This window comes from Flavobacterium sp. MDT1-60 (genome assembly GCF_014844035.1).
GTDB lineage: Bacteria > Bacteroidota > Bacteroidia > Flavobacteriales > Flavobacteriaceae > Flavobacterium.
The window spans coordinates 4,002,556-4,020,080 of sequence record NZ_CP062159.1; the positions used below are offsets into that span (position 1 = coordinate 4,002,556).

The following is a 17,525-nucleotide window of genomic DNA, read 5'->3' on the forward strand; positions in this document are numbered from 1 at the left end:
TTGACATAGAATTTTTCAACAAATAATTAACATACACATGCCAATAACCGCCAACGATACCAAAAGAAAATCATGGTTGGAAGTACCAGAAAATAGCGACTTCCCTATTCAAAACATTCCTTTCGGTGTATTTCTTACTAAAGAAAATATCGTTACTGTAGGAACAAGAATTGGTGATTACGCTATAGATTTAGGGGCTTTACAACAATTAAACTATTTTGAAGGAATAGATTTAACCGATGATATGTTTATGCAGGATACGCTTAATGATTTTATTTCTGACGGAAAAAAAACATGGCGCCTGGTTCGAAATCGTATCGCTGATATTTTCGACGAAAATACCCCACAACTTAGAGATTCCACAAAAGACCGCGATATTGTTATTTTTAAAATAGACGATGTAGAAATGCAATTACCTGTATTAATTGGTGATTATACTGATTTTTACTCCAGTAGAGAGCATGCTACCAATGTTGGAAAAATGTTCCGCGATCCGGAAAATGCTTTATTACCAAACTGGCTTCACATACCTGTAGGTTACCACGGAAGAAGCTCTACCATTGTTCCTTCAGGAATTCCTGTTCACAGACCTATGGGACAAACTTTACCGGCTGGAGAAAAATATCCTGTTTTTGGGCCGTCCCGTTTAGTTGATTTTGAATTAGAAACTGCTTTTATTACAACTGATGTTAATATAATGGGAGAAAACATCCCAACATATGAAGCTGAAGATTATATTTTCGGAATGGTTTTATTGAATGACTGGAGCGCACGTGATATGCAGAAATGGGAATATGTGCCTCTTGGACCATTCTTAGCCAAAAACTTTGCAACGTCAATTTCTCCATGGATTGTGACTATGGATGCATTGGAACCTTTTAGAACTAAAGGACCAAAACAAGATCCGTCTCCACTTCCTTATTTACAAACCAAAGGAAAAAAAGCTTTTGACATTCATTTAGAAGTTTCAATACAACCAGAAGATCAGGAAGAAACTGTAGTTTCTAAATCAAACTTCAAGTATTTATATTGGTCTATGGCACAGCAATTAGCACATCATACCTCAAACGGATGTCGTGTAAATTCCGGTGACATGATGGGTTCAGGAACTATTTCTGGTCCAACTCCTGATAGTTTCGGTTCTATGTTAGAATTAACCTGGGGAGGAAAAAATCCAATAAAGTTAAAAGATGGTAGTGAACGCAAATTTATCGAAGATAACGATACTGTAATAATCAGGGGATTCTGCGAAAATGCTGAAGTAAGACTTGGTTTTGGAGAGGTTTGTAGTCAATTATTACCTCCTTTTATTAGACCATGAAGAGAAGATAAAATATATTAATTTTATACAAATAAAAAAGCTTGTTAGTTTCGTACTAACAAGCTTTTTTTTATGTTTATTATTTTGCCACAGATTAAAGGATCAGAATGATTTTTTCTGATTTTATTTCATTTCAACTAAGCCGGAATCTGCTGACTCAAACAATGCAATGTTCCAAATCCCCAGATAAAGTCAATACAGCTTATTCCGATAACTTCTCTGTCCGGAAAACATTCTGAAAGTATATTTAACGCCACACGATCGTTGCTGTCATTAAATGTTGGCACTAAAACACATTTATTCAAAATTAAGAAGTTAGCATAACTTGCCGGTAATCTTAAATCTTCAAAATCAACACGCTTTGGCATTGGCAAAGCCACAATTGTTGGCGATTTTCCATCTTCTAATTTTGCATTTTGAAGACGTTTCAAATTATCTTGTAATGGTTTATAATTGGAATCGTTTTTATCTGTTTCAACAATGGTTACAATTGTATCTTCATTTATAAATCGGCATAAATCGTCGATATGTCCGTGTGTATCATCTCCTTCTATTCCATCTCCAAGCCAAATGACATTAGTAACACCAAGATATTCTTTAAAAACAGCTTCGTAATCTTCTTTTGTAAAACCTGCATTTCGAACCTGAATCGTTGGATGCATCAGACATTCTTCAGAAGTTAATAAAGTTCCTTTTCCGTTTACATCAATCGCCCCACCTTCAACAATTACTGGTTTTCCTTTATAAATAACCTGTGTTAAGGGAACATCAATAAAATCGGCAATTTTACCTGGAACGAATTTATCTAACTGGTAATTTTTATATTTTGCCCAACCATTAAAATTGAAATTCAAGGCTTCTCTTTTTGAACCATTTTTTACAATAATTGGCCCAGAATCACGCATCCAGCTTCTGTTTGTCTTATGAATTATAAAAGAAATATTCGCAAGATTTACACATGCTCTTTCTAACATTTCATTTACTTTTTCTTTCAGTTTTTCATCGGCTACGACCAAAAAAACAGTTTCAAAAGTGGCTACTTTTTTAATAAATTCTACAAAAGCCCATTGAACAGCTTCGTATTTTCCTGGCCAGTCATTACCGTTATGTGGAAAACATAATACAATTCCTTGTTGTTTTTCCCATTCTGCTGGAAATCTTCTATTATTTGTTGACATAAAGAGGTTCTAAATTTGAAAGGGTACAAAGATAATCATTCATAAGGATTATAAAACAGTCTATTTGAAATCCACCACAATTAAGCCAAAATATCTGATAAAAATTAAGTTAAAGATTAAATAATAAAGGCTTAATATGCGACCAAGATCTGCTACTTACTTTTGGTCAAACTAAAAACTAATAAAATGAAAAAAGTAACTATCTCATTATTAACTGCTCTTTTAATTATGACGAGTTGTAATAATGATGAAAATTCAAACAACGAACCAGAAGTTGTCGTAAACGAAAATCCTGCTACATTTAAAGAAATTGGCTCTATCACTATTGGTGGTGAGGCAGCAGCTGAAATTTCTACTTATGATGAAAAAACAAAAAGACTTTTTACAGTAAACAATAGCGGAACGAATCAAATTGACGTAATTGATATCTCAGATCCAACAAAACCAACCAAAATAGGTAAAATTGATTTGACTCCATATGAAGGAGCTTCAAATAGTGTTGATGTTTATGACGGAAAACTAGCCGTTGCATTAGAATCAACTGTAAACAGACAAGGAAGCGGAAAAGTAGTAATTTTCAATACGACAGATTATAGTTTAATTAAACAAGTAACTGTAGGCGCATTGCCGGATATGATCACTTTTTCGCCTGACGGAAAATTTATTATGACTGCTAATGAAGGTGAACCAAATACTGATTATTCTCAAGATCCAAACGGAACAATTTCTATTATTGAAACAAGCACTTATACTGTTACAACACTGGATTTTGCATCTTTCAGCTCTCAGGCAGCGACTTTGAAAAAAGACGGATTCAGAGTTTCATCTTTTGCAAAAAGTTTTGCTCAGGATATTGAACCGGAATACGTAACGATTTCTGATGATTCTAAAACAGCTTGGGTAACTTTGCAGGAGAATAATGGTGTAGCAAAAGTAGATTTGGCTTCTAAAACGATTACTGCTATTTATCCATTAGGATTTAAAGATTTCAATACAGCTGAAAACGCTATTGATGTAAGCGATAAAGATGATAAAGTAGCTTTTAATCCATGGAAGGTAAAAGGAATGTTTATGCCGGATGCTATCAGTCATTTCTCTTCAAATAATGTTCCGTATTTTGTTACGGCTAATGAAGGTGATGCAAGAGAATATACTGCTAATACTGATATCAAAAGAATGAAAGACATGAAATTAGACGCAACTGTTTTTCCTGATGCCGCAACTTTAAAATTAGAACCGAATTTAGGAAGATTAAACCTTATCGCTGACATGGGGGATACTGACGGTGATGGTGATTTGGACGAAATGGTTAGTTTTGGAGCACGCTCATTCTCTATTTGGAATGGAAACACTGGAAAGATCGTTTATGACAGCAAAAATGATGTAGACAAAAAAACACAAGAACTAGGAACTTATGATGATAAACGTAGTGATGACAAAGGTTCTGAGCCGGAAGCAGTAAAAGTAGTTAAAATGGGAAATCAGAATATTTTGTTTGTAGGTATAGAAAGATCTGATGCTTTCATGACTTATGATGTGACAAATCCTACATCGCCACAATATTTACAGACTGTAAAAACAGGAGATGCACCAGAAGGTGTTTTATTCATTCCGGCCTCTAAAAGTCCAACTAAAAGAAGTCTTTTAGTGGTGAGTAGCGAAGGTGACGGAACTGTAAAGATCTATCAGCCAGATTTAAAATAGTTTCAATCATCAATTTGAGAAAAGGGCAAAATAAAATATTTTGCCCTTTTTTATGCTTAAAATTTAGCTTTCATTAACAATTACACACAAATAAAAGCCAAAACGTGGGAATTATGTAACAGCATATACAACACAATCTAAGACTCTAAGTATAATTTTGTCATGAGTTAAAATAAAACAAAGTAAAATACCAACTAAATTTAAATATCATGAAAAAAAAATTAGCTTCATTATCGTTTTTAATACTATCATTCGCCGCAAGTGCACAAGATATGACGACAACATCAAAAGTGACTTCAGTTGATAAACCTGCTTATGATAAATGGTCTATAGAATTGAATGGTGGTGTCAATAAGCCAACCAGAACAATGACGCCGGGTTACCAAACTGCAACACTAAATCCGTTTCACGCAGATTTAGGAGTAAGATATATGTTTAGCCCAACATTTGGTGCAAAATTAGATTTTGGATATGATAAATTCCAAGAGCGCGATGACACTGCTCCATTCGAGAGCCAAATTATCAGAACAAGTTTACAAGGGGTTATTAATGTTGGTAGAGCTTTAAACTTTGAAACCTGGACAAAAACCATTGGTGTTTTAGTACATGGGGGTGTTGGAGTTTCTCAACTAACTTCTGATAGTGGCTTTGACGGAGAGGATTATATAGGACATGGAATCCTTGGTTTAACAGGACAGCTTAGATTAAGTAACAGCGTTGCTCTTACGGGAGATCTTACAGGAATTGTGAATGGAAAACAAAATTGGAACTTTGATGGAATGGGACAAACCAAAACTGGCGCATTTGATGGTGTTTTATTAAATGCTTCTTTAGGTCTTACTTTTTACTTAGGTAAAAATGAAAAACATGCTGACTGGTATGCTGAAGAAAATGACAGATTAGATAAATTAGAAGGCAGAGTTGATTTAATTGAAACTGGTCTTTTAGATACAGACAAAGATGGTGTAGCTGATTTATATGATTTAGAACCTAATTCAATTACTGGTGTTGCCGTAAACACAAAAGGACAATCTATAGATACGAACCAAAATGGTGTTCCGGATGAATTAGAAAGTTATTTAGAAAAAACTTACGGACAAAATGGTAAAGAAGGTGCTACAAATAATACTGTAGAAGAATTAATTAACGGTGGATATGTAAATGTATACTTCGATTTTAACTCTTCTAAACCAACAAATGCTTCTTTATCAGGTGTTGATTTCTTAGTAAAATACTTGAAAAACAATCCAGGTAAATCTGCTGATATCATTGGATATGCTGATGAAATTGGAAATTCAAGCTACAACACTGAATTATCAAGAAAAAGAGCTGAAGCTGTTAAAAATGTAGCTATAAATGCTGGAATTGATGCTTCAAGATTAAATGTAATTGCTAACGGAGAAGATACTTCTGTAAACAAAAACTCAAAAGAAGCTCGTCAAATCGTAAGAAGAGTTACTTTCAAAGTGAAATAATTTCTATATATAATTTGCAAAAAGGCTGTTTCAAATATTTGAAACAGCCTTTTTTATTTCCCATAAAAAAAGGACAAATTATATTTGTCCTTTTTGCTTTTTATGTTTAAAGCTTAATTAGTCAATTGCTCTTTTTGTAATATCACCAAAAGCATCAATTCTTCTGTCTCTGAAGAATGGCCAGTTTTGACGTACATTTTCCTGTAAATCCAAATCAACTTCGGCAATTAAGATTTCTTCCTGATCGTGAGAAGCCTGAGCTAAAATTTCACCTTGTGGTCCTGCGATAAATGATGCACCCCAAAATTGGATTCCGTCAGTTCCGTCTATGTATTGTTCTAAACCAATTCGGTTGGCCGCTGCAACGAAAACTCCATTTGCAACCGCATGGCCTTTCATTACATTCATCCACGCACCATATTGATTTTCTCCATATTGTTCTTTTTCTTTTGGATGCCATCCAATTGCTGTTGGATAAAACAATACTTCAGCACCTTTTAAAGCGGTAATACGTGCTGCTTCCGGATACCATTGATCCCAGCAAATAAGTGTACCTATCTTACCTTTTTTAGTTTCAATTGCCTGAAAACCTAAATCACCCGGAGTGAAATAGAATTTTTCGTAGAAATGAGGATCGTCCGGAATGTGCATTTTACGGTATAATCCAGCTTCAGTTCCATCTGTATCTATAATATAAGCGCTGTTGTGGTAAATTCCAGCCATTCTTTTCTCGAAGAAAGGAACAATAATAACCACTCCCAATTCTTTTGCCAGGGCACTAAAAGCAATAAATGAAGTACTGTAAAGCGGTTCTGCTAAAGCAAAATTATCTACATCTTCGCTTTGGCAAAAATAATGACTGCTATATAATTCTGGCAACAAGATTACTTCTGCACCTTTATTGGCAGCATCTTTTACCCAACTAATACATTTTTTAAGATTATTTTCGGCAACGTCGTTAAGGTTCAACTGAACAACGGCTATTTTATATTTTCTTTTCGGCATGACATAAAATTTAGAGTGCAAAAATAGTAATTTTTAGAGGAATGACAAAGTCGATTTAACCGTAAAGAAAGCAAAGAATTACGCAAACTTCACGAAGATTATGTTTTCTTCACTTTGCATGTTGAGTTTAAGAACACAAAGCGTATTTATACTTTACGGAAATTAATTATTTCAAAAAAAGAAAACCATTCTACAAATATTAAATTCTATTCTCAATGAATTAAACATTTGTAAAATGGCTTCCAACCTAAATTTTATTCCCTAAAAATGTATTAGTCAATAACAACTTTTGTTGTAATAAATTCAGTTTCTGATTTTTTGAATTTAATATCAAAAGTTCCTTTTACTGTTGATTTGAATTTGTAAACTGCTTTTTGAGGTGTTGGAACTTGCATTGTACAAACTTCAGATGGGTATTTCACTTCTACTTGCAATCCTTTTTCTGTACCAATTGTCACTTCTGTAAATTTATTGAATACTCCGCAAGCATTATCTGCTGTAAAAGTCACATCGTAGCTCAATTCTTCGTTTACTTTTCCCGTTGCCGGACCTTTAACTTCTGTTGCCAACGCATTTTTTGCCGTTCCATTGTCTACAACTTTGTCATCATCATTGCTGCATGAAAACAATACAGTTGATAAAAATAATACTACTAAAGTTGATTTAATTTTAAAACTTTTCATATAAAATAATAATTAATTGTTAATTACTATGAAGATGTGAATGCGTTGCATTGGTTGCTTTGGCAAAATGTTAAATATTTTTTCAAATACATTAAACAATTGTATTTCAAGATATTGCTTCTTGAAAAAACTTTGCGCAACTATCGTTATTTCTTACGAAAACTAAAATTTATAGCCTAGCCCCGATTACTTCACATAATATTTATTTTCATAGGAGTTCAGTGAATTTCATTTGAAGTAGTATACTTTTTAGCCGCTTTTTCTGCGGATAAAAAGATACAAGCGGATAGCGGGACAAGTCTTGTTCTGGAAACTGATTTTCTGCTTCAAAAAAAACACCAGCCTTTCGACTAGTGTTTGAATATCTTTAGGGAAATGTAATTTATTCTGCAGAAGCTTTTTTAGGAAGTATTTTTTTTATCAGATTTACAATTGCTAAAACTACAAGTCCTAATGCTAAACCAACTACAAATTCTTTTATAATTGAAGGCAGATTAATTTTAGGCGATAAATGATGGAAAAACGGAATATAATGTACAAAGATACCGCCGGCAACTAATAGTAACGCAATTGTACCAATTACGGTTAAAGCTTTTATAACTAAAGGAAGCGCTTTTACCAAAATATTACCAATAAATTTTGATATACTTTTTTCTCTTTTACTAAATTTAATAAGCTTATAACCCGCTTCGTCCATACGTACAATTAATGCTACAATACCGTAAACCCCAATTGTTGCGATTAAAGCAATTATTGATGTTACAATTATTTGCTGTGAAATAGGTTTGCCAATTACGGTTCCTAATGCTATGATTACGATTTCGACGGAAAGAATAAAATCGGTTACTATGGCTGATTTTATTTTTCCTTTTTCCATTTCCAAAATTTCTTCTTCGGTAAAGGTTTCTTCTGTTATTCCTTCTGATTCTTCATGTGAATGAGGAAATATAAATTCGTATATTTTTTCAGCTCCTTCGTAAGCTAAAAATAATCCTCCCAAAACTAAAACTACAATAATAGCTACTGGAAAAAAAGCACTTAATAAGAAGGCTATTGGAAGAATAATTATTTTATTAAGTAATGATCCTTTACTGATTGCCCATAATACCGGAAGTTCTCTCGAAGAAGCAAATCCGGAAGCTTTTTCGGCATTAACAGCTAAATCGTCTCCTAAAATTCCTGCAGTTTTTTTTGCTGCAACTTTACTCATCACTGCAACATCGTCCATAATTGCTGCAATATCATCTAATAGTACGAAAAAACCTGACGCCATTATAATTGTTTTTATTTTGTGATTCTCCTTAATTTGGTAGCGCGAATCTACTACTTTTGATTCGATTTTTTGCTAAAAAATTAGCTGCACTGTCCTAAAAGCACCCAGATAATTATAAAAACTAAGATTGTTCCAAAACATCCTCCACCTAATTTTTTTGCTCCGTAACCTGCGATTAATCCTCTAAAAATATTGTTCATACTATTGGTTTTTAGTTATTTATTTGATTAAATATAATGATTTTTATATAAATATAAAGTTCATAATTTAATGAATCAATTTCTTTATATGACTTTCAAAAAAAGTTTCATGATTCACGGTTTTTGTTTTTTTTCAAAAAAAAACACCAGTTTTACAACTGGTGTTTTAAAAATTATTAAAAAAAATTATGCTACTGGCTGTGTTTGATTTCTGAAAACCAATTTACCATCGAAAGCATCTATTAAAATTATACTGTCTGTTGTAATATTTCCAGCCAGAATTTCTTTAGACAATTGATTCAAAACCTCTCTTTGAATTACACGTTTTACCGGTCTTGCACCAAACTCAGGATCGTAACCTTTGTCTGAAAGGTATTTGATTCCTTCTGGGGTTGCATCCATTGTAATACCTTGTAAAGCCAGCATTTTGCTAACGCTCTTAAGCTGTAAACTTACAATTCTCGAAATATTGTCAACCGTTAATGGCGTAAACATTACGATTTCGTCAATACGATTTATAAATTCCGGACGAACTGTTTGTTTCAATAAGCCTAAAACTTCGACTTTTGCAGCTTCGGTTGCGGCTTCAACACTACCTTTTAAGTTCTCAAATTTCTCTTGTATAATCTGACTTCCCATGTTGGATGTCATGATGATAATGGTGTTTTTGAAATCGGCCAAGCGCCCTTTGTTGTCTGTCAATCGGCCTTCATCTAGAACCTGCAATAAAATATTGAAAGTATCCGGATGTGCTTTTTCGATCTCATCTAACAAAATCACAGAATATGGTTTTCTACGAACAGCTTCTGTCAATTGTCCACCTTCATCATAACCAACATATCCCGGAGGCGCACCAACCAGACGACTCACACTGTGGCGTTCCTGGTACTCACTCATATCGATACGGGTCATGGCATTATCGTCGTCAAAAAGATATTCTGCCAAAGCTTTTGCCAGCTCCGTTTTACCAACTCCGGTTGTTCCTAAAAACAAGAATGTACCAACAGGTTTTTTCATATCCTGCAAACCGGCGCGACTTCTGCGAACGGCGTCACTTACGGCTTCAATCGCTTCTTCCTGACCTACTACTCTTCTGTGCAATTCTTCTTCCAGATGAAGCAGTTTTTCTCTTTCTGTCTGAAGCATTTTCATTACCGGAATACCTGTCCATTTTGCTACAACTTCTGCTATATCTTCGCGAGTAACTTCTTCTTTAATTAAAGAATTACCCGATTGGTATTCTTGTAATTGTTTCAATAAAATAGCCAGACGTTCTTGTGCTTCTTTGATTTTTCCGTAACGAATTTCGGCTACTTTTCCGTAATCACCATCACGTTCTGCGCGTTCTGCTTCGTATTTAAAATCTTCAATTTCTTGTTTTACTGATTGGATTCCGTCAACAACATCTTTTTCCGATTTCCACTTGGTGTAGATTTCGTTGCGTTCTTCTTTCAGATTCGCCAAATCCATTCCTAAAATCTTAAGTTTACTCTCTTCTTTTTCACGTTTGATAGCTTCTATTTCGATTTCTAACTGCATTATCTTACGATCTAAAACATCCAATTCTTCTGGTTTTGAATTGATTTCCATACGCAGTTTAGAGGCGGCTTCATCCATCAAATCGATAGCCTTATCCGGTAAAAAACGATTCGTGATATAACGTTGAGAAAGTTCAACAGCAGCAATAATGGCTTCATCTTTAATTTGAACTTTATGATGCGTTTCGTATTTTTCTTTGATTCCACGTAAAATCGAAATCGCACTTTCAGTATCCGGTTCATCTACTAAAACCTTTTGAAAACGACGTTCTAGTGCCTTATCTTTCTCAAAATATTTTTGATATTCATCTAAAGTCGTTGCTCCAATTGCTCTCAATTCCCCACGAGCCAGAGCTGGTTTCAGGATATTGGCCGCATCCATTGCGCCTTCACCTCCACCCGCCCCCACAAGCGTGTGAATCTCATCAATAAATAAAACGATATCACCTTCGGCTGCCGTAACTTCTTTTACTACTGACTTTAATCTTTCTTCGAATTCTCCTTTGTATTTTGCACCGGCAATCAATGCTCCCATATCTAGAGAGAAAACAATTTTATCTTTTAAGTTTTCAGGCACATCTCCATCAACAATTCTATGAGCTAAACCTTCTGCAATAGCAGTTTTACCAACTCCCGGCTCTCCTACTAACATTGGATTGTTTTTGGTTCTTCGGGTAAGAATTTGCAACACACGACGAATTTCTTCATCACGCCCGATAACCGGATCCAATTTTCCTGTCCTTGCTAATTCGTTTAAATTTTTTGCATATTTATTTAAGGCATTATAAGTTTCTTCTGCTGATGCTGAAGTTACTCTTTCTCCTTTTCTAAGTTCTTCAATAGTTGCTTTTAAGGCTTTTCCGGTTACGCCCTGATCTTTTAGAATTTGGGCAACTTTGCTTTTTGAATCGAAAATGGACAAAATTAAATGTTCGATCGAAACGTATTCGTCGTTCATTTTTTGTGCAATAATCTCAGCTTCATTCAAAGCTTTATTAGCATCTCTCGAAAGTATAATATCACCTCCGGAAACTTTTGGAAAGCTCTCAATTGTTGAATCTAAAATTTGCAAAAACAAAGGCACATTTACGTTCAGTTTTTTCAAGATAAACGGTGCTACATTTTCATCCACCTCAAAAATGGCTTTAAAAATGTGTTCATTTTCTATTTGTTGTTGTCCATATCGTTGTGCTAATTGCTGTGAAAGCTGAATGGCTTCCTGCGATTTAGTTGTAAATTTATTTATGTTCATATATCTAATATTTAGGTTTGATTTTCATTTTAATAATCGATACCATTAAAATTCGAATTTATTGAATTCATTTTTTAATTTTAAATGGCTTAATTTTGCTGATGAACTTTCAAATTATATTCCATTATAAAAATAAAGACAAAAAGTCACTAAAAATAGCTTCTCAGCTAATTTTTAACGACAAAAAGTCATAAATACAGTCAAAATATGAGTTTTTTAAATTCTATCTTCGGAAATTCAGACAATTCTGAGTCACAAAAAAGTAATGTGAACTGGATTCCTCTTACAAATTTAACACAGCTAAATGATATAGAGAATATGTCTAGTGTTAAGCCTATCGTAATTTTTAAGCACAGTACAAGATGCAGTATAAGTCGTTTTGCTTTAAAGCAATTTGAAAAAGATTATGACTTGGATGAAACTATAGATGCTTTCTTTTTAGATTTAATTGAACATCGTGATGTTTCAAATGAAATTGCAAGTAAATTTGGTGTTTATCATGAATCGCCACAACTTATCTTAATTAAAGATGGTAAAGCTGTTTATGATGTTTCACATAGTGATATTGATGCAGAGACTTTGAAAAGTAAAATTTAGCTTTTTTGTGAAATGTAAAATGTGAATTGTGAGAAATTATAACATCTAAACAATTCACATTTTATATTTTACACTTTACAATTCTAAAAACTTCCATCAGATCCACCTCCACTAAAGCCTCCTCCTCCAAATTCCATTGGAGATTCTGTTTTAACTTGTGGTTTCATTCCAAAAGTTGAAGCTACAATTAGGGCTTCAGCATTTAACAGAGCATTTGAATTATTGATTCTATCCGGTTTAAAAGTCAAACCACTTTCCTTCTCTTTTAATTTCTTAATTGAAAAATAAGCTATTACAAACAAAACTATTCCACCAAGCGTTAATGCAACTTCAATTGGTAAAACCGAGTAATAAAATCGGATGGTGTAAATTGAAAATGCAATGGCCAGAAAGCTTATCCAAAGCATTATTCTGTCTTTTGTTCTTAAAGCTTGTACCAAATAAAGAATCGGAACAATAAGTGTGAAAGCATAAAAGAAATACGCAAACGGAATATCAGTTCCCGGAAGTATTTCATTTCCTAAAAGCATTATTGAAAGTTCCCTTACAACCAAATAATTACAAGAAAGATAAAAGAGAATCAAACAAAAACCATTGGCTAATAAAAGACCATTGTAGTAATAGCTTTCTGTAAGATTATGAATATATTTTTTAGTAAAGAAGTAAAATCCGGCCGCAAATAACATTGCTACAAAAGGCAAAATTGTTTTTCCGATTGGGCCAAATTCAAACAATCCGTAAAATAAAACTGCTGACAACGCCAGACAAAACACCAATAATGAAGGTAAGTGCAAATAACGTCTGTACATTACAAAGGCTACGATAGCCATGAAAACAGCAATTATCAACTCATATCCATCTGTTGAAATTCCGATAGCAAAACCTACGTTTAAAATAGCGCCTAAAATAAAAGCATCATCTAAACCGTGTCCGTAATATTTTTGATTGGCTAGAAATTCCGCTCCGGCAAAACCAACTACAGCAAAGATATAACAGCAAATTTTGAAAAAGAACTCTTCACCGCTAAGGCCCAATAGCGAAATAGCTCCGCATATTGATGAGTATAAAAACGATCCCAACAAAAAGAATCCTAATCGTACCAAAATATTCTTTTGGTTTTTAAAATCCGGTAATTGTTTCTTAATTAAATCTCTTTGCTCTTTGCTTATAAAACCCGCTTGTTGCAAAGAATTTGCTTCTTCCAACAAAGCCAAATCATTTAATAATTGTTTATTGTGTACTATCATTCGGCTGTTTCTTTATTGAATTTTTTAATCAGTTTAATAAATAATACTATTGAGCCGATAAAATAGGCTGGTAATATCAGAATAAACAATTCCCAAATATCTGAGAAATCTATAAATTGGAAAATTCGGAATAGAAATATATTCAAACCTATATAAGCGTAAATGATCATAAAAACATACAAAGACATTGCCTTAGCTTCATGACTCACTTTGTAAAAATAATAAGATGAACCCGCTAAAACTAATCCAAAAAGCATCCAAATACCATCATGATTGTAATCATCTACAAGATTGCTGATAGACGCAATGCTTATTAAATGCAGGGCAAACGTTAGATAGATAATATTAAAATGAGTTTTTAGATTTATTCTTGAGCTATAAATGGTATACAAAATAAACAAACCGCCTAATATAATGGCAGAATAACTCAGGTTTGGATTTGAATAAAAATCATTATGAAATAAATCCTGAGGCGTTACCGAAAGTCCGATATAAGCAGCTGTACCTGTAATTGCTATAGTCAAAACACTTTTATTATCGAAATAATAGGCACAAAAGAAACTGACCAGAGTCGGAATTAAAGTTGCCAATCCGTAGTGCGTTCCAAAAGGTTTGTATTGAAATTGCAGATAACCAATAAAGATACAAGTCAGAATATTGGCGCCTAAAACCAAATATTCTAAAATTGGGCTCTCAAAAACTGTTTCTGTTTTTTGAAATCCTTTCGAATTTTTAAAACAATAATAAAAACAGACTCCGATAATGATAAGCAATAGTGAAAGAATTGCAATATGACCAATGCTGTCAATATTTTTATAAATCAGAATTCCGATTCCGGAAGTAAAAAGCAAAATAGATAAATACAGAAAAAGCTTTAGTTCTGCATTCAAGGAGAAAATATTCAGATTTCGATAAGCTGTAATTTCCTTATATTGATTTTCAGTAATTAGATTCTTATCCAGAAGCGATTTAGTAGCCTGGTCATCAAATTTATTCATGTTTTGGTTTTATAAATAGCAAATCAAAAATAGTCTTTTTTTGATTCCATAACACTTTATTATTGTAAATAAAATCTTTCTGTTTTAATTGATATAATAGAGTTTATAAACTAGCGAAGCATATATTTTACAAAAAAATATTAACATTTCATTTTTATTATTACATTCGTGTAATCGATTACATCAAACCACTTTTCGTACCACAAATCACACATTAAAATGAAAAAACTATTTTTAATTATTTTCGTGCTGGGCCTGACTAACCTTTCTGCACAAAATTATTTCATGTCAGCACCAGAGGGCTTTGGAGCTACAGCAACTGGAGGCGGAAATGCAACTCCTGTAACGGTTTCAACTTACGCTGATTTAACAGCAAAATTAAAATTAACTACCCCTCAGGTTATTTTGGTTTCAGGGACTATTAATTGTACTTATGCAAGTGTATTAGTTAATGACAAAACTATTATTGGATTGCCGGGCGCGCGATTGGTCAATATAGATCAAACTGCTGCCGGATCTGGAATTCTGAGTTTAAAACCTGGTTCAAATAACATTATTATCCGAAATTTAATATTTGAAGGACCAGGTGCTTATGATGTTGACGGGCGCGATAATCTGACTTCAGAAGCAACTAATATCTGGGTTGATCATTGTGAATTTCAGGACGGTATGGATGGGAATTTTGACAACAAAGGAGCCGCTGACAATGTTACTGTTTCATGGTGCAAGTTTACATATTTGAAAGCTCCAAAAGCGGGAGGTTCTGGTGGAGCAGATGATCATAGATTCTCAGATTTAGTGGGTTCAGGAAAAAGCGATGCCCCAACTGATGGCCATTATAGCATTACTTTTAAAAATTGCTATTGGGCAGATGGCTGCAGAGAACGTATGCCGCGTGCAAGAAATGCAGAACTTCACATTCTAAATTGCTATTACAATACTTCTGTGACAAGTTCGCTGGCTATCGGTTTAGGTGGCGGTGATAAAAATTCAACCTGTTATGTTGAAGGAACTGATTTTGCTAAAATAGGAACAGCTTTTAAAAATTATATTAGTACTGACGGAGGAACTGTTGGTATAGTATTTTTAAATTCTCTAAAAGCTCCGGCTGATTATGGTGAGGCAGTTACTAAACCATCCTATACCTACACTACTCTGCCTGTAGCTGACGTTGCCGGATATATTACCAACACTTCTTGTGGTTCCGGAGCCACACTTCAGGTTTCGGCCGCAGGAGTTATTTCTACATCTTGTAGTACTAATTTGGGAGTTACAGAAAATACCAGCAATTTAGACCTAAAATATTATCCTACAGTTATTGACAGTTTATTAAATGTCCAGTTTTCAAATAAAGAAAATGGAATTGCCGTTATAAGTATATTTTCTACAAATGGTTCCAAAGTATATTCAAATTCGAAAAATATTACAACTGATGAAAAAATAGAATTAAATATGGGTAATTTGGCAAAGGGAAATTACATCTGTAAAATTCAAATTGATAACAGAATCAAAACTTTTAAGTTTATAAAAAACTAGATTTCAACTAAATAATATAAAAAAACCGATCTGTATTTTGATACAAATCGGTTTTTTATTTTGTAAATAGAAGCTTTTAAAGAGCAGCTTTCATTTTATTCTTAATAGCATCTAAGCATAAATTGTTGATACTCCCTTCATGTGTATGTTTTGTTTCTTTTGGAGATTGATATGTTCCAGCTTCCAATTGTTCTGCAACGGCCTTATAAGCATCTCTAAACGGCATTCCGGCAACCACCATTTCGTTTAAAGTATCTACTGTAAACAAATAATCGTATTTTTTATCTTTTAAAATATTGTCTTTTACTGTAATATCTTTTACAGAGAAAATCGCAATATCTAAACACGCTTTTAGGTTTTGAAGTGCAGGGAATAAACCTTCTTTTAAAAGCTGTAGATCTCTATGATAACCACTTGGTAAATTATTAGTGATTAAAGTTATTTCGTATGGAAGAGCCTGAATCTTATTGCATTTTCCTCTGATTAATTCGAAGACATCAGGATTCTTTTTGTGAGGCATAATACTTGAACCTGTTGTAAGATGTGCCGGTAAACTGATAAAATCAAAATTTTGACTCATATACAAGCAAACGTCCATTGCAAATTTTGATAACGTTGCTGCTACACTGCTCATGGCAAAAGCTACAGTTTTCTCTGCTTTTCCGCGGCTCATTTGTGCAGCTATAGCATTGAATTTTAAAGTTTCAAAACCTAATTCCTGAGTCGTAAAAGTTCTGTTGATTGGAAAAGAACTTCCGTAACCTGCAGCAGATCCAAGTGGATTTTGATCGACAATTTTCAACGCAGCGTTCAACATGGTAATATCATCAATTAAACTTTCAGCGTAAGCAGAAAACCACATTCCGAATGATGATGGCATTGCGATTTGTAAATGCGTATAACCTGGCAATAAAACATTTTGGTGTTTCTCTGCCGATTCCATTAACAAATCGAACAATGTTTTTACCTGCTCTTTTATTGCTTTTAATTCATCTTTTAAATACAAATGAACATCCACCAAAACCTGATCGTTACGAGAACGCGCGGTGTGGATTTTCTTTCCGGCATCGCCTAGTTTTATCGTTAATAGATATTCGATTTTAGAATGCACATCTTCAAAACTGTCTTCAATTTCGAAATTTCCAACTACGATATCAGCGATGATGTCGTTTAATGCATCGACCAAAGAAGTTGTTTCTTCTGTGGTCAATAATCCAATCTGACCAAGCATTTTCGCGTGTGCAATTGAACCTAAAGTATCGTATTTTGCCAGAACTAAATCTAATTCACGATCGTTTCCAACGGTGAAATGTTCGATTTTTTTGTCTGTTGGTATTCCTTTTTCCCAAAGTTTCATAACTTAGATTTTTAGACTTCTTAGATTTTTAGATTTTTTAGACTTCTTAGATTTTGGTCTTCTAAAGTTTATTTTTTCTAATTTATTACTAATGTCATTGTTTATACTAGTCGTGTTTCTAGCCCCGATAGTAGTGTAAATCCTTTTTCTGGTTTCTTTAG

Annotated in this window: 13 protein-coding genes; 5 read left to right on the plus strand and 8 right to left on the minus strand. The window is 33.6% G+C overall.

Annotated elements, in window-relative coordinates:
• Nucleotides 1–37: 37 nt before the first annotated feature.
• Nucleotides 38–1,321, plus strand: a complete 1,284-nt coding sequence (gene fahA, locus IHE43_RS16730; protein WP_192184960.1) for a fumarylacetoacetase — start codon at nucleotides 38–40, stop codon at nucleotides 1,319–1,321.
• 137 nt (nucleotides 1,322–1,458) lie between these two features.
• Here the strand turns inward: fahA and IHE43_RS16735 are convergent, their stop codons facing one another.
• Nucleotides 1,459–2,499, minus strand: coding sequence for an agmatine/peptidylarginine deiminase (locus IHE43_RS16735; protein WP_192184961.1), 1,041 nt, complete (start codon nucleotides 2,497–2,499; stop codon nucleotides 1,459–1,461).
• 186 nt (nucleotides 2,500–2,685) lie between these two features.
• On the opposite strand from IHE43_RS16735, the gene IHE43_RS16740 reads away from it, so the two are divergent.
• Together IHE43_RS16740 and IHE43_RS16745 are read left to right on the plus strand one after the other, a co-directional pair.
• Complete coding sequence (locus IHE43_RS16740) at nucleotides 2,686–4,203, plus strand: choice-of-anchor I family protein (RefSeq protein ID WP_192184962.1); 1,518 nt, start codon at nucleotides 2,686–2,688, stop codon at nucleotides 4,201–4,203.
• A 209-nt stretch (nucleotides 4,204–4,412) separates the two neighbouring features.
• Nucleotides 4,413–5,678: an OmpA family protein gene (locus tag IHE43_RS16745; protein WP_192184963.1), complete on the plus strand. Its 1,266-nt coding sequence runs from the start codon at nucleotides 4,413–4,415 to the stop codon at nucleotides 5,676–5,678.
• A 117-nt stretch (nucleotides 5,679–5,795) separates the two neighbouring features.
• On the opposite strand, the gene IHE43_RS16750 is transcribed toward IHE43_RS16745, so the two are convergent.
• The 4 genes from IHE43_RS16750 to clpB all read right to left on the minus strand — a co-directional run bounded on the left by IHE43_RS16750 (nucleotide 5,796) and on the right by clpB (nucleotide 11,629).
• Nucleotides 5,796–6,683, minus strand: coding sequence for a carbon-nitrogen hydrolase (locus IHE43_RS16750; RefSeq protein WP_192184964.1), 888 nt, complete (start codon nucleotides 6,681–6,683; stop codon nucleotides 5,796–5,798).
• Nucleotides 6,684–6,955: 272 nt separating this feature from the next.
• Nucleotides 6,956–7,366 (minus strand): hypothetical protein, encoded by a 411-nt coding sequence (locus tag IHE43_RS16755; protein ID WP_192184965.1) that lies wholly within the window; start codon nucleotides 7,364–7,366, stop codon nucleotides 6,956–6,958.
• Between the two features lie 382 nt (nucleotides 7,367–7,748).
• Nucleotides 7,749–8,639, minus strand: coding sequence for a DUF808 domain-containing protein (locus IHE43_RS16760; RefSeq protein WP_192184966.1), 891 nt, complete (start codon nucleotides 8,637–8,639; stop codon nucleotides 7,749–7,751).
• 386 nt (nucleotides 8,640–9,025) lie between these two features.
• Entirely contained in the window at nucleotides 9,026–11,629 is a 2,604-nt protein-coding gene (clpB, locus tag IHE43_RS16765; protein ID WP_192184967.1) for an ATP-dependent chaperone ClpB, read from the minus strand.
• A 207-nt stretch (nucleotides 11,630–11,836) separates the two neighbouring features.
• Between clpB and ytxJ the strand changes: the two genes are divergently transcribed.
• Nucleotides 11,837–12,226, plus strand: coding sequence for a bacillithiol system redox-active protein YtxJ (gene ytxJ / locus IHE43_RS16770; protein WP_192184968.1), 390 nt, complete (start codon nucleotides 11,837–11,839; stop codon nucleotides 12,224–12,226).
• A gap of 83 nt (nucleotides 12,227–12,309) precedes the next feature.
• Here the strand turns inward: ytxJ and IHE43_RS16775 are convergent, their stop codons facing one another.
• Together IHE43_RS16775 and IHE43_RS16780 are read right to left on the minus strand one after the other, a co-directional pair.
• On the minus strand, nucleotides 12,310–13,473 hold the full coding sequence (locus IHE43_RS16775) for a hypothetical protein (RefSeq protein ID WP_192184969.1): 1,164 nt from the start codon (nucleotides 13,471–13,473) through the stop codon (nucleotides 12,310–12,312).
• On the minus strand, nucleotides 13,470–14,471 hold the full coding sequence (locus IHE43_RS16780; protein WP_192184970.1) for a DUF2157 domain-containing protein: 1,002 nt from the start codon (nucleotides 14,469–14,471) through the stop codon (nucleotides 13,470–13,472). Before IHE43_RS16780 ends, IHE43_RS16775 begins: the two co-directional genes overlap by 4 nt.
• A 219-nt stretch (nucleotides 14,472–14,690) precedes the next feature.
• Here IHE43_RS16780 and IHE43_RS16785 point away from each other — a divergent pair, with 219 nt between their 5' ends.
• Nucleotides 14,691–16,007, plus strand: a complete 1,317-nt coding sequence (locus IHE43_RS16785) for a T9SS type A sorting domain-containing protein (RefSeq protein ID WP_192184971.1) — start codon at nucleotides 14,691–14,693, stop codon at nucleotides 16,005–16,007.
• Nucleotides 16,008–16,083: 76 nt separating this feature from the next.
• Here the strand turns inward: IHE43_RS16785 and argH are convergent, their stop codons facing one another.
• On the minus strand, nucleotides 16,084–17,364 hold the full coding sequence (gene argH, locus IHE43_RS16790; RefSeq protein WP_192184972.1) for an argininosuccinate lyase: 1,281 nt from the start codon (nucleotides 17,362–17,364) through the stop codon (nucleotides 16,084–16,086).
• Between the last annotated feature and the right edge of the window lie 161 nt (nucleotides 17,365–17,525).

Coding starts and splice junctions, on each gene's coding strand:
- fahA (WP_192184960.1), top strand. CDS start 38: ATGCCAATAACCGCCAACGATACCAAAAGAAAATCATGGTTGGAAGTA.
- IHE43_RS16735 (WP_192184961.1), bottom strand. CDS start 2,499: ATGTCAACAAATAATAGAAGATTTCCAGCAGAATGGGAAAAACAACAA.
- IHE43_RS16740 (WP_192184962.1), top strand. CDS start 2,686: ATGAAAAAAGTAACTATCTCATTATTAACTGCTCTTTTAATTATGACG.
- IHE43_RS16745 (WP_192184963.1), top strand. CDS start 4,413: ATGAAAAAAAAATTAGCTTCATTATCGTTTTTAATACTATCATTCGCC.
- IHE43_RS16750 (WP_192184964.1), bottom strand. CDS start 6,683: ATGCCGAAAAGAAAATATAAAATAGCCGTTGTTCAGTTGAACCTTAAC.
- IHE43_RS16755 (WP_192184965.1), bottom strand. CDS start 7,366: ATGAAAAGTTTTAAAATTAAATCAACTTTAGTAGTATTATTTTTATCA.
- IHE43_RS16760 (WP_192184966.1), bottom strand. CDS start 8,639: ATGGCGTCAGGTTTTTTCGTACTATTAGATGATATTGCAGCAATTATG.
- clpB (WP_192184967.1), bottom strand. CDS start 11,629: ATGAACATAAATAAATTTACAACTAAATCGCAGGAAGCCATTCAGCTT.
- ytxJ (WP_192184968.1), top strand. CDS start 11,837: ATGAGTTTTTTAAATTCTATCTTCGGAAATTCAGACAATTCTGAGTCA.
- IHE43_RS16775 (WP_192184969.1), bottom strand. CDS start 13,473: ATGATAGTACACAATAAACAATTATTAAATGATTTGGCTTTGTTGGAA.
- IHE43_RS16780 (WP_192184970.1), bottom strand. CDS start 14,471: ATGAATAAATTTGATGACCAGGCTACTAAATCGCTTCTGGATAAGAAT.
- IHE43_RS16785 (WP_192184971.1), top strand. CDS start 14,691: ATGAAAAAACTATTTTTAATTATTTTCGTGCTGGGCCTGACTAACCTT.
- argH (WP_192184972.1), bottom strand. CDS start 17,364: ATGAAACTTTGGGAAAAAGGAATACCAACAGACAAAAAAATCGAACAT.